21 protein-coding genes, 1 tRNA gene and 3 pseudogenes are annotated in these 19,198 nt (G+C 71.7%); 8 read left to right on the top strand and 17 right to left on the bottom strand.

The window, feature by feature from the left end; all coding sequences use genetic code 11:
• The first annotated feature begins 314 nt into the window (after positions 1 to 314).
• The 5 genes and pseudogenes from KYY02_RS28315 to KYY02_RS28295 all read left to right on the top strand — a co-directional run bounded on the left by KYY02_RS28315 (position 315) and on the right by KYY02_RS28295 (position 3,336).
• Positions 315 to 797, top strand: a complete 483-nt coding sequence (locus KYY02_RS28315) for a Dps family protein (RefSeq protein ID WP_371242797.1) — start codon at positions 315 to 317, stop codon at positions 795 to 797.
• Between the two features lie 60 nt (positions 798 to 857).
• Positions 858 to 1,190 (top strand): DUF3140 domain-containing protein, encoded by a 333-nt coding sequence (locus KYY02_RS28310; protein ID WP_371242795.1) that lies wholly within the window; start codon positions 858 to 860, stop codon positions 1,188 to 1,190.
• 29 nt (positions 1,191 to 1,219) lie between these two features.
• A pseudogene (locus tag KYY02_RS28305) lies at positions 1,220 to 1,842 on the top strand (endonuclease); the annotation flags it as partial.
• 125 nt (positions 1,843 to 1,967) lie between these two features.
• A complete protein-coding gene (locus tag KYY02_RS28300) occupies positions 1,968 to 2,777 on the top strand; it encodes an SAM-dependent methyltransferase (RefSeq protein ID WP_371242792.1) in 810 nt (269 codons plus the stop codon).
• Between the two features lie 31 nt (positions 2,778 to 2,808).
• Positions 2,809 to 3,336: an NUDIX hydrolase family protein gene (locus KYY02_RS28295; protein WP_371242837.1), complete on the top strand. Its 528-nt coding sequence runs from the start codon at positions 2,809 to 2,811 to the stop codon at positions 3,334 to 3,336.
• Positions 3,337 to 3,342: 6 nt separating this feature from the next.
• Here KYY02_RS28295 and KYY02_RS28290 read toward each other — a convergent pair whose 3' ends face one another.
• The 9 genes from KYY02_RS28290 to KYY02_RS28250 form a co-directional block, all read right to left on the bottom strand.
• Positions 3,343 to 4,521 (bottom strand): ABC transporter ATP-binding protein, encoded by a 1,179-nt coding sequence (locus tag KYY02_RS28290; protein ID WP_371242789.1) that lies wholly within the window; start codon positions 4,519 to 4,521, stop codon positions 3,343 to 3,345.
• A gap of 25 nt (positions 4,522 to 4,546) precedes the next feature.
• Positions 4,547 to 5,380 carry a carbohydrate ABC transporter permease gene (locus KYY02_RS28285; protein WP_371242787.1) on the bottom strand — a complete coding sequence of 278 codons (834 nt, stop codon included), beginning with the start codon at positions 5,378 to 5,380 and terminating at the stop codon, positions 4,547 to 4,549.
• Positions 5,380 to 6,309, bottom strand: a complete 930-nt coding sequence (locus KYY02_RS28280; RefSeq protein ID WP_442538171.1) for a carbohydrate ABC transporter permease — start codon at positions 6,307 to 6,309, stop codon at positions 5,380 to 5,382. Before KYY02_RS28280 ends, KYY02_RS28285 begins: the two co-directional genes overlap by 1 nt.
• Positions 6,306 to 7,589, bottom strand: a complete 1,284-nt coding sequence (locus KYY02_RS28275) for an ABC transporter substrate-binding protein (protein WP_371242785.1) — start codon at positions 7,587 to 7,589, stop codon at positions 6,306 to 6,308. Before KYY02_RS28275 ends, KYY02_RS28280 begins: the two co-directional genes overlap by 4 nt.
• A 333-nt stretch (positions 7,590 to 7,922) precedes the next feature.
• Positions 7,923 to 7,996 (bottom strand) — tRNA-Pro (locus KYY02_RS28270).
• 81 nt (positions 7,997 to 8,077) lie between these two features.
• Positions 8,078 to 8,464, bottom strand: coding sequence for an MmcQ/YjbR family DNA-binding protein (locus tag KYY02_RS28265; protein WP_371242783.1), 387 nt, complete (start codon positions 8,462 to 8,464; stop codon positions 8,078 to 8,080).
• Between the two features lie 30 nt (positions 8,465 to 8,494).
• Entirely contained in the window at positions 8,495 to 9,040 is a 546-nt protein-coding gene (locus tag KYY02_RS28260; protein WP_371242780.1) for a GNAT family N-acetyltransferase, read from the bottom strand.
• Positions 9,037 to 9,621, bottom strand: coding sequence for a helix-turn-helix domain-containing protein (locus tag KYY02_RS28255; RefSeq protein WP_371242778.1), 585 nt, complete (start codon positions 9,619 to 9,621; stop codon positions 9,037 to 9,039). The genes KYY02_RS28260 and KYY02_RS28255 overlap by 4 nt, the downstream gene beginning before the upstream one ends.
• Before the next feature lie 954 nt (positions 9,622 to 10,575).
• Positions 10,576 to 10,881, bottom strand: coding sequence for an iron chelate uptake ABC transporter family permease subunit (locus KYY02_RS28250; protein ID WP_371242776.1), 306 nt, complete (start codon positions 10,879 to 10,881; stop codon positions 10,576 to 10,578).
• On the opposite strand from KYY02_RS28250, the gene KYY02_RS28245 reads away from it, so the two are divergent.
• On the top strand, positions 10,861 to 11,085 hold the full coding sequence (locus tag KYY02_RS28245; RefSeq protein ID WP_371242774.1) for an alpha-L-rhamnosidase-related protein: 225 nt from the start codon (positions 10,861 to 10,863) through the stop codon (positions 11,083 to 11,085). The genes KYY02_RS28250 and KYY02_RS28245 overlap by 21 nt on opposite strands.
• Positions 11,063 to 11,356 (top strand): annotated as a pseudogene (locus KYY02_RS28240) (alpha-L-rhamnosidase C-terminal domain-containing protein); the annotation flags it as partial. The gene KYY02_RS28245 and the pseudogene KYY02_RS28240, both read left to right, overlap by 23 nt.
• A 201-nt stretch (positions 11,357 to 11,557) precedes the next feature.
• On the opposite strand, the gene KYY02_RS28235 reads toward KYY02_RS28240, so the two are convergent.
• The 7 genes and pseudogenes from KYY02_RS28235 to KYY02_RS28205 form a co-directional block, all read right to left on the bottom strand.
• On the bottom strand, positions 11,558 to 12,148 hold the full coding sequence (locus tag KYY02_RS28235; protein ID WP_371242772.1) for a GTP-binding protein: 591 nt from the start codon (positions 12,146 to 12,148) through the stop codon (positions 11,558 to 11,560).
• Positions 12,129 to 12,527 (bottom strand): DUF742 domain-containing protein, encoded by a 399-nt coding sequence (locus KYY02_RS28230; protein ID WP_371242770.1) that lies wholly within the window; start codon positions 12,525 to 12,527, stop codon positions 12,129 to 12,131. The genes KYY02_RS28235 and KYY02_RS28230 overlap by 20 nt, the downstream gene beginning before the upstream one ends.
• Complete coding sequence (locus KYY02_RS28225; protein ID WP_371242768.1) at positions 12,524 to 12,970, bottom strand: roadblock/LC7 domain-containing protein; 447 nt, start codon at positions 12,968 to 12,970, stop codon at positions 12,524 to 12,526. Before KYY02_RS28225 ends, KYY02_RS28230 begins: the two co-directional genes overlap by 4 nt.
• Complete coding sequence (locus tag KYY02_RS28220) at positions 12,967 to 15,378, bottom strand: sensor histidine kinase (protein ID WP_371242766.1); 2,412 nt, start codon at positions 15,376 to 15,378, stop codon at positions 12,967 to 12,969. Before KYY02_RS28220 ends, KYY02_RS28225 begins: the two co-directional genes overlap by 4 nt.
• A gap of 842 nt (positions 15,379 to 16,220) precedes the next feature.
• Positions 16,221 to 16,382 (bottom strand): annotated as a pseudogene (locus tag KYY02_RS28215) (IS3 family transposase); the annotation flags it as partial.
• A gap of 137 nt (positions 16,383 to 16,519) precedes the next feature.
• On the bottom strand, positions 16,520 to 16,846 hold the full coding sequence (locus KYY02_RS28210) for a hypothetical protein (protein WP_371242764.1): 327 nt from the start codon (positions 16,844 to 16,846) through the stop codon (positions 16,520 to 16,522).
• A gap of 119 nt (positions 16,847 to 16,965) precedes the next feature.
• Positions 16,966 to 17,988 carry a TerC family protein gene (locus KYY02_RS28205; protein WP_371242762.1) on the bottom strand — a complete coding sequence of 341 codons (1,023 nt, stop codon included), beginning with the start codon at positions 17,986 to 17,988 and terminating at the stop codon, positions 16,966 to 16,968.
• A 402-nt stretch (positions 17,989 to 18,390) separates the two neighbouring features.
• Between KYY02_RS28205 and KYY02_RS28200 the strand changes: the two genes are divergently transcribed.
• Positions 18,391 to 18,555 (top strand): hypothetical protein, encoded by a 165-nt coding sequence (locus tag KYY02_RS28200; RefSeq protein WP_371242761.1) that lies wholly within the window; start codon positions 18,391 to 18,393, stop codon positions 18,553 to 18,555.
• On the opposite strand, the gene KYY02_RS28195 is transcribed toward KYY02_RS28200, so the two are convergent.
• Entirely contained in the window at positions 18,510 to 18,941 is a 432-nt protein-coding gene (locus KYY02_RS28195) for an SPFH domain-containing protein (RefSeq protein WP_371242760.1), read from the bottom strand. The two genes, KYY02_RS28200 and KYY02_RS28195, sit on opposite strands and share 46 nt — an antisense overlap.
• Between the last annotated feature and the right edge of the window lie 257 nt (positions 18,942 to 19,198).

Below are 19,198 nucleotides of genomic sequence, written 5' to 3'. Positions count from 1 at the left end.
CCGCCCCCACGGCCGGGGCCGTGTTTGCGCCGGAGGGCCGCGGGCACCCGCGCGTTCATGAAGTGGTCGCGGAGCGCGGCCCGCGCGGAAGGGGGACCCGGAAGTGTCCCTCCCGTCGGATCGACGCGGCCGGCGCCGCGGGCCCTCATCGCCGCCGAGCGTGTTCGCGCACGGCGGCGGGTGACCCCGCGGCGCCCCGGCTCCGCGCTCGACAGCGGTGCCGCCCCGGGCGTCCGGAGCGGCACCGGCGAGGGCGGGCACGAGGCACCGCTCCGCGGGACCACGGACGATTCGAGAAGGAGGAACAGCACCCCATGACCGTTGTGAGGAGCACCCTGCCCGACGAGGCCCGCCGGGTTTCCTGCGAGGCCCTCCAGGACACCCTGGTGGACCTGCTCGGGCTGTCACTGATCGGGAAGCAGGCGCACTGGAACGTCGTGGGCCCGCGGTTCCGCTCCGTCCACCTCCAGCTGGACGAGGTGGTGTCCGCCGCACGCACCCACGCCGACACGGTGGCGGAACGGGCCGCGGCGCTCGGTGTGCCGCCGGACGGCCGCCCCGAGACCATCGCCAAGGTCTTCTCGCTGCCGGCCCCGAAGGAGGGCTGGCTGCGCGACTCGGAGGCCGTGGAGGTGATGACGGAGGCGCTCGGCGCGGCCGTCACGCGCCTGCGCGAGCGCATCGACGCCACCGAGAAGGCGGACCTGGTCACCCAGGACCTGCTGATCTCGATCACCGCGGACCTGGAGAAGCAGCGCTGGATGTTCGAGGCGGAGAACTTCCCGGGCGAATCCTGACCGCCCGGCACCGGAGAACGCACGCATGTCCGGAGAACGCACGTATGTGAGGGGCACATCATGAGCGACGCCCTCGAGACGGACGCGCTGTGGGACGACTTCCACCGCGTGGTGAACATGACCTCGGCGGAACTGGCGGCCTGGCTGCGGGTGAGCGACGCCGACGAGACCACCGAGCCGCTGCCGGACCAGGCGGGCAGCGAGACGGGGCAGCACGTCCTCGCCATCCTCCGCAAACGCCGCACCGACCTCACCGAGGACGACCTGCGGGTGATGGCGGAGGTCGTGGACACCATCACGGCGCAGACGGACCCGGAGAACGAGCCCGCGGCCGAGGACGCACCCCGTCGGCATCGTCTGATGACCCTCGGCCACGATCCGCTCAAGCCGTAGTCGCCGTGGCCGGCCGGGACGAGCGGGTGATGCGCGCCCTGGTCGACGCGTACGGCCGGACGTACGCGGAGGAGGCCGGCATCGGACTGAAGGACGCCCCGCAGCCGCTGTACCGGCGCTGGTGCCGGCCCAGCTGCTCAGCGCCCGGATCAAGGCGTCGATCGCCGTGGCCTCCGCCCGTGCCCTGCACGAGGCGGGGCTGCGCGATCCCCACCGCATGGCCGGGGCGGCCCGGCAGGAACGGGTGGAGGCGCTCGGCCGGGGCGGCTACCGGCGCTACGGCGAGCGCACCGCGACCCGACTGAGGGACGGAGCCCACCTGTTGACCGAACGCTGGGGCGGCGACCTGCGCAGGCTCCGCAAGGAGACGGACGGCGACGTCACCGAGCTACGCCGCCTGCTGCAGGAGTTCCCCGGCGTCGGTCCGGTCGGCGCCGACATCTTCCTGTGCGAGGTCCAGCGCGTCTGGCCGGAGACGGCGCCGCGGCTGGACGCCAAGGCCCCGCAGGGCGCGCGACGACTGGAACTGCCGCAGAACCCGGGCAGGCTCCCCGGCCTCGCGGAACACACCGAACCGGCCGTCCTGGCGGCGGCGTTGGTCCGCGCGGCGATCGACAGACATGTGGCCGAGGACGTGCTCGGCCGGGCCGGATCCGCGTGCCCTCGCGTCAACAGGGCTCTTCCACTCCCCCATTCACGGGATAACGTGATCACCAAGCGGCACAATGGCCGCGGCGGCCCGGACGTGGCCGTACGGGCGAGGGAGAGGGAGAGACCGTGAGTGAGAGCCACACCCCGCCGAGCGGCTCGGCGAGGCTGAACACCGGTGTGGCGCACAACGCGCGCGTGTGGAACTACTGGATCGGCGGCAAGGACAACTACGACGTCGACCAACGGGTCGGCGACCACGTCGCCTCGATCAACCCGGTCGTCCGTGACATCGCCCGCGCGGACCGGGACTTCCTGGGCCGGGCGGTGACGTACCTGACCGCCGAGCGCGGCGTGCGGCAGTTCCTCGACATCGGCACCGGCCTGCCGACGGCCGACAACACCCATGAGATCGCGCAGCGGATCGCGCCGGACGCGCGGATCGTCTACGTCGACAACGACCCGATCGTCCTCGTCCACGCCCGCACGCTGCTGACCGGCACGCGCGAGGGCGCCACCGCCTACATCGACGCCGACGTGCACGACCCGGACGCCATACTCGAACGCGCCGCCGGGACCCTGGACGTCACGCGGCCCGTCGCGGTGATGATGCTGGGGATCCTCAACTTCGTGCTCGACACCGACAAGGCCCGGGAGATCGTCCGCCGGATCATGGCGGCGGTGCCCTCCGGAAGCTTCCTGGTCCTCACGCACCCCACCTACGACCCCGAGGTCGGCGGCGAACTGCAGGTCCCGGCCATGGAGTTCTGGAACGAGAACGCCACTCCCCCGATCACCGCCCGGAGCGCCGCTGACATCACCGCCTTCTTCGAGGGACTGGACCTGGTCGAGCCCGGTCTGGTGTCCTGCTCGCAGTGGCGCGCCACGTCCGGCACCGCCGCGGTGCCGCAGTACGGCGCGGTGGCCGTGAAGCCCTGACCGCTGAAAGTATGATCAAGTAATGTCTGACATGACCGAAACCACGCCGGGCTGGCTGTCCTCCGACGACCTGGAGATGGCACGCGCCCAGATGCCGATCCTGTACGTCGAGGCCGTGCCCGTGCGCGTCGACGACAGCGGTGAAGTCACCAGCGTCGGTCTGCTGCTGCGCATCGGGCCCGACGGGACGGTCAGCCGGACTCTGGTCTCCGGCCGGGTGCTGCACCACGAACGGGTCCGGGACGCCCTGCTGCGCCACCTGGAGAAGGACCTCGGCCCGGTGGCGCTGCCGCGCGTCCCGGCGTCGCTGCAGCCGTTCACGGTCGCGGAGTACTTCCCCACGCAGGGCATCACCCCCTTCCACGACCCCCGTCAGCACGCGGTTTCGCTGGCGTACATCGTGCCGGTGACGGGTGACTGCCGGCCCCGGCAGGACGCCCTCGACCTGGTGTGGTTCAGCCCGCAGGAGGCCCTGTCGCAGGCGGTGCAGAGCGAGATGCCGGGTGGTCACGGGGTGCTGCTGAAGCAGGCGCTGGCCCACGCGGGCTGTGTGATCTGACGTCGGCTAACCCCCTGCATGGGTGAGGTTGGCGCCGGTCGACGGGTCGAAGACATGGGCCTTGCCCATGTCGACCCGCAGCTCGACGGGGGTGCCCTCGCGCGCCCGGGTGGCGGCGTTCAGCCGGGCCACGACCTGCTGGCCTCCTCCGGCCCCGGTGTCGCGCGCGCCCGAGTCCGTGGCGAGTTCCTCCAGTTCGGCGGCGGTCACCGGCCCGCCCTCCGCACTGAAGTAGACGTACGCGTCGGAGCCCAGCGACTCCAGCACGTCCACGGTGGCGGTGACGACGGGGCCACCCGTCCCGTGCGCCAGGCTCGCGTCCTCGAAGGCCTCGGGGCGCAGTCCGACGATCACCTCGCGCGGCGCGTCCCGCCGTTCCAGCACCTGGCGCACGCGGTCGTCGAGCGGCAGGCCGCCCAGCGGGGTGCGCAGGAGGCCGCCGGACAGGGAGGCGTTGAGGAAGTTCATCGCCGGGGAGCCGATGAAGCCCGCGACGAACAGGTTGCGCGGCATGTCGTAGAGCTGGGCGGGGGTGCCGACCTGCTGGACCAGGCCCTGCCGCATCACCACGACCCGGTCGCCGAGCGTCATCGCCTCGGTCTGGTCGTGGGTGACGTACACGGTGGTGGTTCCCAGACGGCGCTGCAGCCGGGAGATCTGGGTACGCATCTGCACCCGGAGCTTGGCGTCCAGGTTGGACAGCGGCTCGTCCATGAGGAACGCCTTGGGGTCACGGACGATCGCCCGCCCCATCGCCACCCGCTGGCGCTGTCCCCCCGAGAGGTTGGCGGGCTTGCGGTCCAGGAACTCGCTCAGGTCGAGGACCCGGGCGGCCTCCTCGACCTTGCTGTCGATGGTGGCCTTGTCCACCTTCGCCAGCCGCAGCGGGAAGCCCATGTTCTCCCGCACGCTCATGTGCGGGTACAGGGCGTAGCTCTGGAACACCATGGCGACGTCGCGCTCCTTGGGGGCGAGGTCGTTCACGACCCGCCCGCCGATGCGCAGGGTGCCCTCGGTGATGTCCTCGAGCCCGGCGATCATGTTCAGGGTGGTCGACTTGCCGCAGCCTGACGGGCCGACCAGGATCACGAACTCGCCGTCGGCGATGTCGAGGTCCACGTCCCGCACGGCGAGGGATCCGTCCGGATAACGCTTGGTGACTCCCTCTAGGACGATCTCGGCCATGGGTGGCCCCTCCTTGCCTTCACGCTCATCCCTTGACCGCCCCGGAGGTCAGTCCGGCGACGATCCGCCGCTGGAAGAGCAGGACGAAGATGATGATCGGGACGGTGATCACCACGGCGGCGGCGGCGATCGACCCGGTGGGCTGCTGGAACTGCGAGCTGCCCGTGAAGAACGCGATCGCGGCGGGGACCGTGCGCGCGGACTCGGTGGAGGTCAGCGAGATCGCGAACAGGAAGTCGTTCCAGCAGAAGATGAACACGAGGATGGCCGTGGTGAACACGCCCGGTGCGGCCAGCGGTACGATGACCAGCCGGAAGGCCTGCGCGGGGGTGGCCCCGTCCACCTTGGCGGCCTTCTCCAGGTCCCAGGGGATCTCCCGGAAGAACGCCGACAGGGTGTAGATCGCCAGCGGCAGCGAGAAGGTCATGTACGGGATGATCAGCCCGAGCCAGGTGTCGAAGATCCCGATGATCCGCTCGATGTTGAACAGCGGGGACACCAGGGAGATCGGCGGGAACATGGCGATGAGGAGCGACATCCCGATCAGCAGCCGCTTGCCGGGGAACCGCAGCCGGGCCACCGCGTAGGCGGCCATGGTGCCGAGGATCACCGCGATCACGGTGGCGATCAGGGCGATGCCGATCGAGTTGACCAGCGCCCGGGTGAACTCGGAGGTCTCGAAGATGCCCCGGTAGTTCTCCCAGGTCCAGTCCCTCGGAATGTAGTTACCGTCGGTGAGGGTGCCGGGGTCCTTGAACGACAGTGCGGCGATCCACCACACCGGGAACAGGGCGTACAGCACCACCACGACGTTGACGACGCCCCATCGGACGGCGTGCGGCGTGCCCGCGGCGGCCATCAGCGCTTCACCTCCGCGCCCGGTGCGGCGGCGCCGAACAGCTTGACGAAGGTGAAGGCGATGATCCCGACGCAGAGGAAGATCAGGACCGAGATCGCCGACCCGATGCCCAGGTTCAGCGCGGTGAACAGGTTGTCGTAGCCGAGGATCGACAGGGAGGCGGTGCCCTGGGCGCCCGAGGTCAGGACGTAGATGTTGTCGAAGATCCGGAACGCGTCCAGAGTGCGGAAGAGCAGCGCGACCAGGATGGCCGGTTTCATCAGCGGCAGCATGACCTTGGTGAACCGCTGCCAGGGGGTGGCGCCGTCGACCATGGCCGCCTTGAGGGTCTCCTCCGGGACGAGGGCGAGGCCGGCCAGCAGGAGCAGCGCCATGAACGGGGTGGTCTTCCACACCTCGGCGAGGACGATCAGCCACAGTGCGGGCCACTGCTCGGTGAGCGGGGCGGCGCCGCTGGGCAGCAGCTCGGCGAGGTAGCCGAGTTCGGGGGTCCAGGCGTACTGCCAGGAGAAGGCGGCGACGACGGTGACGATGCCGTACGGGACGAGGACCGCGGTGCGCACCGTGCCGCGCAGGAAGAGGGTGCGGTGCATCACCAGGGCGAGGCCCATGCCGAGGACGAGCTCGATGGCCACGGACACGGTGGTCAGGAACACCGTGACCCAGAAGGCGTCCCACCAGAAAGGGGAGGACAGCACCGCGCCGTAGTTGCTCAGGCCCACGAACTCGGCCCGTGCGGGGAAGCGCAGGTCGTAGCGCTGGAGGGACAGGTAGACCGCGTAGCCGATGGGGTAGGCGGTCACGGCGGTCATGACGAGGACGGCCGGTGCGCACAGCAGCCAGCCCAGGCGGCGCTCCTGCCTGGCGCCGGCGGAGAGGGCCCTCCTGCCCTTCTCCTTGCCCCCGGTGGGCTCCGCCATCGTGCTCACGGGATCACACCCTCGGATCGCAGGGCCTGGTCGATCTGTTCCCCGATGGTGTCGACCGCGCTCTCGGGCTTGATCTCCGACGGCGGGGACAGGGTGTGGGAGACGGCGATCGACACGTTCTGGTAGGCGGGGGTGAGCGGCCGCACGCTCGCCGATTCCAGGGCGGACAGCACCTCCTGGGAGAAGGGGTACTCCTTCGTGAAGGCGGGCTCGTCGTACAGGGTGCGCAGGGTGGGCGGCAGTCCGCCCTCGAGCGCGGCGGTGAGCTGGTTCTCCCGGTTCCGCAGGCACAGGGCCGCCTCGAAGGCCAGGTCGGGGTGGCGGGAGTAGGAGCTGACGGCGAGGTCGATGCCGCCGATGGTGGGGCGGGCGGGGCGGTCGGCGTCGACGCGGGGGTAGGGCGCCCAGCGGAAGTTCTCGAACAACCGCGGGTTGTTCGTCCTCATCGACGGATAGACGAACGGGTAGTTGAGCTCGAAGGCCGCCACGCCCGACTCCATGGCCAGGCGGTTCTGGTCCTCCATCTGGTTGGGCAGGGAGGGGTCGGCGGCCGGGGAGTTCGCGAGTTCCCGCATGATCGAGGCGGCCCGCACGGCGGGCGGGCCGAGGGAGGGCTCGGTGGCGCTCGGGTTGAGGATGGTGCCGCCCGCGCTGTTGACCAGCGAGTTGAACCAGACGGTGAGGCCCTCGTACTGGGCGCCCTGGATCTCCACGTAGTGCGGTCTGCCCTGCCGGGCGAGGCCGCGGGACATGTCCAGCATCTCGGACCAGGTCTTCGGCGGGGTGGGCACCAGGTCCTCGCGGTACCACAGGAGCTGGGTGTTGGTGTTGTACGGGACGGCGTACAGCCTGCCCTCCCAGGTGGCCGTCTGCAGGGGGACGCGGAGCGTGCCCTCGGTGGCCCGGCGCTTCGGCTCGCCGGTCCACTCCCGGATCCAGCGGGCCTCGGCGAACTCCGCGGCCCAGGTGACGTCCAGGCCCAGGATGTCGAGGGAGTCGTCCTCGGCGGCGAGCCTGCGCACCAGCTGCTGGCGCTGGCCGTCGGCGGCCCGGGGCAGTTTGTTGTAGCTGATGCGGTAGCGGCCGCCGGACGCCCGGCTGCAGCGGTCGGCGGCTTTCTGCAGGGCGCCGGAGTCGTCGGGGAAGTTGTACCAGTTGAGGGTGGTCCGGGAGGTGTCCTCGTCGTCGCCGCAGGCGGCGAGCGTCGATGCCAGCAGGGTCAGCGCGACCAGCGCCCGCGTCCGTCGTGGCCCTCCGGTACGTCCGCGCCTCGCGTGCACGCGCTCCCCACCTCGCTTCCCGGATCGCGGCGCGGGTGTCCGTTCCCGCGGCGGTGCCTACCCGGCGAACGTTAAACAGGACATACGCCCACATCAAGGACATTCGCCCATGATTCGCTCATGGTGCTCGGCGCGCGGGCGCCGGTTCGGCCACCCGACGATCTCGGCGCGGGACGGCCTTCTCGCCGCGAGCGGCGGCAGCCCGCGTTCCCGGGCGGCGAGCGCCTCCGGGGACGCCGGGGCCCGATGGCTTCTCCGGCCTGCGCGTGGGAAAACGACGAAGAGGCCGTCTCGGGAATCCCCGACACGGCCTCCGACCTGCTGCTCGACAAGTCGGGACGACAGGATTTGAACCTGCGACCCCTTGACCCCCAGTCAAGTGCGCTACCAAGCTGCGCCACGTCCCGTTGCCCGTTTGACCTGGGGATTCCCCGGTCCGAACGCGCACGGAAACCATACCGCACTCCAGGGGGTGATCGCGCACCCGTTTACGGCCACGGCTCCTCTCCGGCGTGCGCACCCGCAGGCGGCAGGCCCAGCCCGGGGTGCGCCTCGAGGAGCCGGGGCAGGGCCGCCTGGCGCCAGGAGTCGGCGAGGATGTCGCGCAGCTCGCCCTCACCCTCCAGGGCGGCGAGGCGGACCCTGACCCAGGCGAACTGCGCCTCGTGGTCGGCGATCCAGAACTTCTCCGGTTCGGCGAGGGCCAGTTCGTCGCGCTCCTCCTTGGGGCAGCGCACGGCGACGGAGGTCTCGTCCTCGGGCAGGGTGGCGAACATCCTCCCCGCGACCCGGAACGTGGGCATGCTCCAGGCGACCTTCTCCGTGGTGTCCGGCAGGGACAGGGCGATCCGTCGTACGTCTTCGGCATCCGGCATGGCAGGCACCGTAGCGGTCGGCACTGACACTCAGCCGGCGCCGGCCGGTGCGGGGCCCGCTCCCGGACGCTTGTAGTAGATCGTCGTCGGCCGCAGCACCCCGCCGGGGTCCGCCGCGTAGTCGGGGACGGCGCCGACGGGGGTCCAGCCGGAGGAGCGGTAGAGGTGCTCGGCCGGGCTGCCGGTCTCGGTGTCCAGGTGCAGCAGGGTGACGCCCCGCGCGACGGCCGCCTCCTCCGCGACGGTCAGCAGTCGCCGGCCGAGGCCCCGGCCGCGGGCCGCGCGGTGCACCATGAGCTTCACCAGTTCCGCACGGTGGGTGCTGTTGGGCTTGTCGGGGAGGGCGAGGCTCACGGTGCCCAGCACCCCTCCGGGTTCCTCGTGCGCCACCCACACCGCGAGCCGGCCGGCGGCGACGGCCGCGGACCGTTCCCGCCACCAGGCGGCCGCCTCCCCGCGGTCGAGCGGGGCGAGGAAGCCGACGGAGGCGCCGCCGTCCACCGTGTCGGCCAGCAGCTCGGCCAGCCCCTCGAGCCGGTCCTGGAGCCGGGCGGCGTCCAGGCTCTCGATGTTCACGGCCGCACCACCGCCAGTACGTAGCGCACGTCCTCGGGGCCGGGACAGCGGAACCGGGTGGGCCCCCAGACGCGGAGCCTGAGGCAGTCGCCGTCCCCGAGACGGTGCTCGACGTCCCGGGCCGTCACGGCGAGAATCCCTTCCAGGACCCAGATGTGCTGTTCCAGGCCGGGTACCGGCGGCCGGTCGTAGGCGATGTCCGCACCGGCGCCGAGCCGGCCCTCGACGAGCTCGCCGCGCAGCCCGCCGTGCGGCGGGGACACGGACCGGCGGACGAAACCGGAGGCCCTGTCCTGCCACACCGGCTGGTCGGCGGCCCGCACCACCGGCGCGGGCTCCGCCTCGATCTCGCTGAGCAGCTGGGACATGGTCCGCCCGTAGACGGCGCACAGCCGGTTGAGCAGGGAGGCGGTGGGACTGGTCTCCGCCCGCTCGGCCCTGGACAGGGTGGACCGGCTGATCCCACTGCGCTCCGCCAGCTCTCCGAGGGACCAGCCGTGCTCGCCCCTGAGCTCGGCCAGTCGCGTGCCGAGCCGGGCGTCGACGGGGTCCGGAACCGGCCCACCCTCTCGATGTTTCACATCCGGTACGATATCCCATATCAGGGAAGAGGGTGGAGCCGGGGGCGGATCACCGGACGGGGCCGTCCGAATGGGACCGGGCGGTTCGGGCGAGGTTGTTGTACAGCCGCCTCAGATGCTTGGCCACGGGGCACTGCATGCCGTCCGCCCTGCATTGACGGCAGCTCCGGAGGTGCTGTTCGTAATCCTGACGGGCCTGCTCGAGACGGTCGCACGACGGCTGCATTCGACTTCCTGACGGGTCGTCCGGGCACCACGGATCACGGGCGCCACAAGGGGGTGGGGGGCCACCTCAAACGGTTGCCTGAGGCGCACACATAAACTTTGATCTTGTTACTTGCAGTACGGCAAGCCGGGCCGACGGGCGGCGGCCCCGCAGGGGTTGCACAGCCGGGCGCCGTGGCGCTCCCCGCACAGCGGCCGCGCCGGTGAGCACGCCGGCCGGCAGCAGCGCCGAGCCGGTCAGCCGCCGGGTCGCCAGGTCTGCGGCGATCACCGGGGGCGTCCCGCCCATCCGTCGGGCAGGGCCCTCGGCCCGGCGGCCGGGGTCACGCGGCCCGTCGGCTGCCGGGCCGCCATCGCGCCGCGAGTCCCGTACCGGCACCGGGCGGGACCGGGCGGCTGTGCCCGGGCGGCACCCCGAGCGCGGCGGTGGTGTCGCCGCCCGGCACGGACATCGTCAGCCGCCGCGCGCACCGGGAGGACCGGGAGCAGGGCCGGCAGTTCGAGCGCCGCGACGCGGGCGCCGGTCCAGTCGCGAACGTCGAGGGAGCCGGTCGTCCGACCCGCCGCCCGGGCCGCCACGCCGATGTCCGCGCGGACGCGTCGAGCGCCGCGCACGCTCCGATGCCGACGAGGACCGGCAGGCAGCCGCGCACGCCACGCCGACGGGTCGGCGGGGGCGCGACGGGCGCGCCGGCCCCGGTCTGCGCGGCGCCCGTGTCGAGGACGTGATCACGGCCAGTGCCCCGGCCGAAGCGTCGTCGCCGAGGCGTCGCCGCCGAAGCCGATGGTGTCAGGGCCGGCGAGCGGGTCGCGGACCGGCGACCGGAGCACCGTGCCCGCCGCGCCCGTCCCGAAGCCGACCAGCGCGGCCGTCAGGGCGCGCGGCAGGCGCAGACCGAGTGTCACGAGGTCGGTGCCCGGCGGCCCCTCCCCGAGGAGGACGAATCGGCTGCGCTCCCCGGCCCCGGCCTCAAGGCGGACTTCACGGTCACGTCGTCCGCGGGTCCTGCCTCGTTGCGCACGGCGGGCACCCACCCGGGCGCCGGCTTCCTCGGCACCGGCCTGCTGCCGGTGTTCGCCGAGCACGGCCGTCCCGGCCCCGCCTACGAACCGCTGCTCCAGGACATCTCGCCCTCCTGGCTCGGCCCCCTCGACAAGGAGGCGACCACCCTCGGGGAGGAGGGGGACGGCGTCGGCGCCGAGGGGCGCCCCCAGGATGCCCTACAACCACTGCGGTAAGGACGCCGTCCTCTCCTTCCTCCGCCGGCACGTCGCCGGCACCCGGCTCCCGCGGCACCCGGACGCGGGAGCCGCGGGACACCGGCGGTTCGTGATCGGCCCGCGCTCCGGCAGCGGCCTGACGTCGGCGTCGGCGCGGCACATCTGCCCGTGCGACGCCATCCGCTCGGCATGGCGGCTCGACGGCAGCGCCCTGCGACCGACCGTGGACGTCCCGCCGGGCGTCGAGGCCGAGATCCGCCTGCCCGGTGGAACACGGGCACGCACACGTGCACGACACGGGGGGAGTGACCGGGAGGCGGTGGTGGCGCCGGTCCCGAGCCCGGCCGCGAGCCGGGCGGCGAGGCATCAAGGCGTCGAGGGCACGTCGTCGTCGAAGGCCGCTCGGACCCGCCGGGGCCGGCCCCGGCTCTTCCGTGCCGGCGGGGGCCGAAGCCGTGCCGCACTCCGGGAGGGCCGGCACGGGTGGGGATCACACGGTCGACCGGGGCGCGGAGCGGCGTGCCATGAGGTGCTCGATCAGGGTGAGCAGGACGTCCCTGCCGTCGGTCCGTTCACGTGCGTCGCACATCACCAGGGGAACCTGCGGGTCCAGGTCCAGGGCCGTGCGGACTTCCTGGGGCGTGCGGTCCCGGACGTTGTGGAAGCAGTTGACCGCGACGACGAACGGGACACCGCGGCTTTCGAAGAAGTCGATGGAGGCGAAGCTGACCTCCAGACGGCGGGTGTCGACCAGTACCACTGCTCCCAGGGCCCCGAGCACCAGGTCGTTCCACATGAACCAGAAGCGTTCCTGGCCGGGGGTCCCGAACAGGTAGACCACGAGTTCGTCGCTGACGGTGATGCGCCCGAAGTCCAGGGCGACGGTGGTGGTGGTCTTGGCTTCGATGCCGACCAGGTCGTCCACGCCGGCACTGGCCCGGGTCAGATACTCCTCGGTGTGCAGGGGGGCGACCTCGCTGACCGCACCGACCAGGGTGGTCTTGCCCACGCCGAAGCCACCGGCGATCAGGATCTTCACGGCCTGGGCCGTCTGTGCCGGATCAGAGCCCGCGGAGCCCATCTCTCACCGCCTCAAGGATCGTCATGTCGGGGTGGGTGCCGTTGTGCGCGAAGGCCAGGGGCGGCCGGGCCCGTACCCGGCCGGCGTCGATCAGGTCGCCGATGAGGATCTTGGTCACCGACACCGGCAGGTCCAGCTCGGCGGCGATCTCGGCCACCGCGACCGGCCTGCGCGCGCACAGGCGCAGGACGGTGCGGTGTTCCGGCTGCAGTACGGGCCGGCCGGCCGCGGTGTCCGTACCGGGCGTGGTCCGTACCGTGATCAGAGTGATCAGGGTCAGGTCGTCGCGGCCGGCGGTGGTGCGGCCGCCGGTGATGGTGTAGGGGCGGACCAGCGGTTCGTCCGCATCGTCCTCCAGGTCCTCCGCCCAGTGCCTCATGCGCCGGCCCCGGGGCCGGCGGGCGGGGACGGGTCGGACGGCGGGGTACGTTCGTCGGTGCCCAGCTTCTGGCCCACCTGCTGGACCAGGGTGTGCATGGCGACCGCCATCACTTCGGCGTCGACCTCCTGGGAGGCGACCACGGCCAGGTGGGTACCCCGCCCGGCCGCGGTGACGAACAGCCACAGGTCCGCCATCTCGACGATGACCTGGTGGACCGGACCCCCCTGGAAGAGCTGTCCGACGCCACGGGCCAGGCTCTGCTGACCGGTGGCGATCGCGGCCAGGCGCTCGGCGTCGGAGCGCTCGACGGTCTTCGAGCGGCTGATCACCATACCGTCGTCGGACAGCACGACGGCGTGCCGGGCGCCGGCGACCTGGTCGACCAGTCCGTCGAGGAGCCAGTCCAGGTCTGCGTCGGTGGCGGTGGTTCGCTGAGTCATCCTCGGTCTTCCCTCGTGGGCGGTTCGGACTGGTCGGTGCCGGGCGCGGACGGCCGCGCGCCGGCGCGGTTCTTGCGGGACTGCCGCTGGAAGGCGCCGATGGTGGCGCCGGAGCGGGTCGGGGCGCTGGACGGGGTCTGGGGGTCCGGGGCGTCCTGCGGAGCCGGCGCACGCAGTTCGGCCACCAGGTTGGCCTGACGCGTCCGGCGGGGCAGGGGCACGGGTCCGGTCCGCGGGGCCGGCGGCCCCGTAGGGGCCGGCGCCGGTGCGGCGACGTCGGCCATCGCCTGTCCCCGCGACCGTACCGGCAGGTCGTCCGAGCCGTCCGCGGGACGGGGACCGGCGTGCCGGCGGGGCGGGGGAAGGGGGGTGCCGGCGTCCTCCGGCGTCGGGCCGCCGGCCGCGTCCGGCACCGATCGGGGCCGCTCGGCCACCAGGTCCTGCGGGACGAGGACGATGACGCGGGTGCCGCCGAACGCCGAGGGCCTCAGCTCCACCTGCAGGCCCAGGCCCGCCGACAGTCGGGCCACCACGTACAGGCCCAGGCGCACGTCGTCGGCGCGAGTCATCACGTCCATCTGCGGGGGCGCCTGCATCAGGGCGTTGACGGCCTCGTACTGCTCGGCCGCCATGCCCAGTCCGCGGTCCTCCATCTCCACCACGACACCCCGGCTGACCGGCGCCGCCTTGACCTCGACCGGAGCCGGCGGCTTGGAGAACGCGGTCGCGTTCTCCATCAGTTCGGCCAGGATGTGGATCAACGGCCCCACCGCCCGCTCGGAGATCCACGGCCGGCCCTCGACGTCGATCTCGATGCGCCGGTAGTCCTGGACCTCGCCCTGTGCGGCGCGCAGGACGTCCAGCAGCGGCACCGGTTTGCGCCAGCGGCGCCGGGGCTGGCCGCCCGCGAGGATCACCAGGTTCTCCTCGTAGCGGCGCAGTCGGGCGGTGAGGTGGTCCAGGTCGAACAGGTCTTCCAGCAGTCGCGGGTCCTCGTGCCGGCGCTCCAGCTCGTCCAGCTTCTTCAGCTGCAGGCCGATCAGGAGCTGGGTGCGGCGCGCGATGCGCTGCAGCAGCCGCTCGAAGCCGCGGTGCTGCTCCGCCTGGCGCACCGCGGTGTGCACTGCGGTGCGGCCGGCCAGGTTCAGCGCCCGGCTCAGCTCACCGAACTCGTCCGCGGCCGGGGACAGTTCCGGGACTTCGGCGTCCACGTCCACGTTCTCGCCCTGCACGAGCCGGGCGACCACCTGCGGCAGCCGCTGCCCCAGGTCCTGCGCCTGGCCGTGCACGGCGAGGACGCGCCGACGCAGGAGCGTGGTCAGCCGCCAGGTCATCAGCACGACCATGACGACGGCGAACAGGCCGAGGGCCGCGATGGAGTACAGGTACAGCTTCAGCTGCTGTACGCCGGCGGCGCCGGCGGCGTTGGAGACCTGGCTGTGCACGCCGATGAGTTCCTCGAGACGGGCGATCGAAGCGTCCGCGGAGGCCCGCCACTCCCTGGCGCGGGCCGGGGACAGCTCGACGCCTCCACCGCCGGAGGCCTGCAGCCGCTCCTCCAGCTCGGCCCGCGCCCGCCATTCCTCGCTCCTGGTCATCGCCGTGTAGAGCCGGGTCTCCTCGGCGTTGAGGTTCGGTGCCACACGCGACTCGAGCAGGTACTCGTGGGTGCCGACGGCGTCGGTGACCAGGTCGCGATCCTCGTCGGACAGCCTGCCCGAAGGCCAGCTCCGAGCCAGCACCGCGTCCTCGCGATTGATCATGTCCACGGCCCCGTTCAGGTCGAACAGGACCTGCGACAGTCCGGTCACCTCACCGTCGGCGCCGCGGGAGATCGCCGCGAAGACCTCGGTGCCGGCCTCGACGGCCTCGGTGTAGTAGGTGAACGCCCGCTCCTCGTCGGCGGTCCCGGCGTCCACCGCCCGGCGCTCCTGCGCGAGCCTGCCGGTCACCCGCACGGTCCGGGAGATCGCGGCGGCCAGACCCTGCTGGCCGTCGCTGGTGTCCGCGGAGGCCAGCGGCTCGAAGGCGCGCAGGGCCCGGTCGGTGGCCGCGCGCTGCCCTACCAGGGCGGTCCGGGGCGCCTCGGGCGCGGCCAGCGCCTCCTGGGTCAGCCGCCGTTCCCGCTGCAGGGCGTTGAACAGGGCCGCGTTGCGCGGGCCCACAGTCGTCTTCAGGTCGTGCTGGGCGGCCTGCACCCGGTACTCGCTGCCCAATTCGTACGTGGCCAGGCCCCACAGCCCGACCAGTGCCGCGCTCGGCACGAGCAGCAGCACCAGCAGCATCGTGCGCAGCGGCAGGCGCCGCTCGTCGGCCGTCCGCGTCCGCTCGTCCGTCGCGCCCCTGTGCCGACGGCCGGCCCACGCGCCGTTCCTTCCGCGCAGCCCGTCCCTGTTCGATCCGCTCACCCGCCGGACACCCTCCTCGTCACCGGTCGGCCGCACCTGTGACGAGAACGCGCCAGACAGTAGCGGTTGATGGCTTGATATTAGCCATACAGCGCGCGAAGACCGAAAACGCATTCGACGGCGCGGGCGAGCGCGGCCCGCGGAAACGGACCTGTCGCCACGTAACGGAAGGTTTGATTCCGGTTTTGCCGTCACCACGACCGTGACCGGCCGGCCCCGCAGGTGCCGCCGGACCGCTCGCACCGGCCGCGTGCGGCTGCGCCGAAGCTCTGGACTTGCCCGGAAGACGCTTCGGGCCACCAGCGGGCGGGGCAACCTGCGGACAACCGGTGCGCAGGCCCGGCGGAAGGGGGACGTCATGGGGATCGCGTTCGTGTGGGTGGGCGGGTGCGTACTGGTACTCGTCACAGGGATCACCTGGATGGTGCGCCGGGCCCGGGACGATCTGGGCATGCGGGCTACCGCGCACGGCCCGGGCGCCGGGCCCTGCCGTGGAACGCGGCCGGCCGGGACCGGCACCACGCACGGCGGAGCGTCGGCGCATGACGCCGGCAGCACGCTCCGCCAACCGTCCTGGTGGGAGGCGGGTGCGGGCGGAAGCTCGCCGAGCGGCTGCTCCAGCGGTTCCGCGTCCTGCGGGAGCGGCTCCTCGTCCTGCGGCAGTTCCTGCTGACCCGGGAGGCACGTGCGACGTAGACCACTGGGGCCCAGGCCGCCACGTACGTGAAATCCGCGACCCAGCAGCGGTTCGGTGCAGCGACGACGACGTCACGGTCCACCCGGTCCGGTGCCCGCTCGGCCCGCCGGTCCGGGATCGTGGTGATGACCCCCTTGCCGCGGACGGCGCCGGCGGTGCCCGGCTCGCGCGTCAGCCGTTCGACGGTGCAGCAGGCCACCGCATGTTCCTGCCGGTTCAGCTCCCGCCAGATCTTCCTCGCCCCGTAGACACGGTGGCTGGGGGTGCGAACCTGGCGGATCGGCTCCTTGGGTTCCGCGTCCCGCACGACACGGGCAGACGGAGCGGCCAGACGTTTCTTGTGGGCGTAACAGGTGGAAGGGACGATCTTGCGGTCGTGCCCGGTGAGGGTTCTGCAGATCGGCTCGACGCCGCCGAATCGGCCTTGGTGCTCGTCGATGAAGGCTACGCGCGTGTGTGTGGCCGGTCGAGCTCGGCCGCGAAGGAACGCACCGCCGTCTTCAGGATCCCGTCCACCCGCTTCAGCCCGGCGTTCCCCTTCTTCAACGCCCTGAGCTGGACGGACTCCTCCGTCGTCGTCCCCGGACGCGTCCCCGCGTCGATCTCGTGCTGCTTCACCCTGTTCCGCAGCGTCTCGCGGGAGCCGATGCCGAGCTTGTCCGTGACCGCCCGCAGAGCGGCCTTCTCGTTCGGGTGGTCGCCACGCACCCCGGCGACCATGCGCACCGCACGACGGCGCAACTCAGGCGGGCAACGGGAAGGTCGTGCCATGACTCGATCCCTTCATGAAATCGAGTCTCCATTCGAACCGGGGCGGTTCAGTACATCCTGCAGCCCGCCGGATGATCCGCCTGCCCACCGCGCAGGTGAGACCTGAACGAGTGACGAGATCAGGAGAGGCCGGATTCCTGGCTGGAGTCGGCAGGCCCGGGGGGATGGGCGCGCAGTGAGCCGGGGTGGGCCTTGGCGGTCGGGTCGCGCCTGGTCTTGATCAGACTCGCCACCGTGACGACAGCGAGGATGAGAGCGATCGCGGCGAGGCTGATCGGAGTGGGAATCTCGGGGACTCCCCCGTGGATGTCGACATGGGCCCAGTGCAGGATGAGCTTGACGCCGATGAGCGCGAGGATCAGCGCCAGCCCGGCGGACAGATATACCAGCCGGTCCAACAGTCCTTTGACGAGGAAGAACAGAGCGCGCAGGCCGAGTAGGGCGAAGGCGTTGGCGGTGAAGACGATGTAGGGCTCCTGGGTGACGCCGAACACCGCGGGGATCGAGTCGAGCGCGAAGAGCAGATCGATGCTGCCGATGGCGAGCAGGACGATGAACAGCGGGGTGACCACCCGCCGCCCCTCGACGCGAGTGGTGAGCCCGCCGCCGACGTAGTCATCGCTGATCGGCAGGGCCCGTCGGGCAGCCTTGACCATGACGTTGTCCTCGACGTCGGGGTCCTCGTCACGGTGTCGGAACAACTGCACGGCCGTATAGATCAGCAGCAGCCCGAACAGCAGGAACATGAACGAGAACAGCGCCAGCAGAGTGGCACCGAGCGCGATGAAGACCGCGCGCATGGCCAGAGCGAGCACGATGCCGAAGGTGAGCACCTTGTGCTGGTGTTCCACCGGCACGGCGAAGGTGGTCATGATGATGACGAAGACGAAGAGATTGTCCACTGACAGGCTCTTCTCGACGATGTAGCCGGCGAAGTACTCGGTGCCGAACTCTCCGCCGTATCGCGCGGCGAACCAGAGGCCGAAGCCGACCGCGACGAGGACGTAGAACACCGACCAGGCGGTGGCCTCGCCGTAGCCGACCCGGTGTGGGCGCGCGGCGGCCAGGATCAGGTCGACAGCGAGCAGGACGAGGATCAGGCCGATGGTGACGGCCCAGGTCAGGGCGCTGATGTCCAGCACCGGTCCTCCATTCAGTTGTCGGGGCGCCCTGGGATTCCGGGTCGGTCCTCGCCCGGCGGAGACGACGGCCCCTGTCGCCCTCCAGCGTCCACGAGCGCCATGGCGTCCGCGATGGCGGCGCACTCTCCTTTTCGTCGACTCTCACAGGGATCGCCCCGAGGCGCAGCCCGCTCCGTCGCGGACGCGGCAGCCCCTGCCGTGCTCCGCATCGAGCAGCCGACCCGGCACCCTGCCGGGTGTTCCTGGGGAACGGTCGTCGACCTCCGCCTACCAATGAACGTCCGAGACCTGCGCCGACGCCCCGGACAAGCAACGCAAGGAAACAGCATCAACCGAAGATAAGGGGGAATCCGGATGAAAGCTACCAACTCGGGCGTGGCGGTACGACGGAAGGAGGTCAGGATGGCTCTGTTGCTGTTCCTCGTCCTCGTAGCAGTGGTCCTGGGCCTCATCGGTGCCGTGGTCGAGGGGTTGCTGTACCTGCTCGCGCTCGGCGCGGTCGTCTTCGCCTGCGCACTCGCCTATGCCGCGCTGCGGTTCCGCCGGGGAGGCCGCCGGTACCGCTGAACGCCGAGGCCGACCTGGCCGAGGATGCTGCGCAGGGTGGTCTGTGCGGTCTGCGAGGTGCCCTTGACGTGGTCCTCGATGGCGACCACCGAGCGGTTGGGGTCGACGACGTTGAAACAGGTGGCGGCGTCGCCCCGGACGGTGACGCTGTCCTTGGTGATGACGTCCTGCGGCGGAGTGTCCATCGTGACCGTCCGCGGGGAGGCACGGGCCATGCGGTCGACGAAGGGAATGATCACGAAGAGGCCGGGCCCCTTGGCTCCGACGATGCGTCCGAGGCGGGAGACCACCCCGCGCCCGTACTCGGGAACGATTTTGACGGCCATGAACAGGAGCAGCAGCACGACGGCCGCCGCGACGATGACGCCGGTCAGTGCACCGTTCATGTCTCCTCCTCCGTGGGCCCCCGGCCCTCGTCGGGGCTGGGTACGTCTTCGACGACGAGCTCGATTCCCCCGCGGCCCACCACGCGCACGCGTCTCTTCTCCTCGCGGCACGCAGACCTCCGTTCGACGCCGTAGTCGAGTACCCCCTGTGCGGCACGTGGGGCGTACGGCGCAGGCGAAACGCGGCCATGACGGGCGCGGTCCCTTGCCGGGCTCCGGCAGCAGGAGGGGCGTCGCCAAGCCGTACGGTCCGGTAC

This window comes from Streptomyces pimonensis, from assembly GCF_041380215.1.
Taxonomy (GTDB): Bacteria; Actinomycetota; Actinomycetes; order Streptomycetales; family Streptomycetaceae; genus Streptomyces; species Streptomyces pimonensis.
Note: the sequence above shows the minus strand (reverse complement) of the source record. Positions and strands in the feature narration are given on the sequence as shown.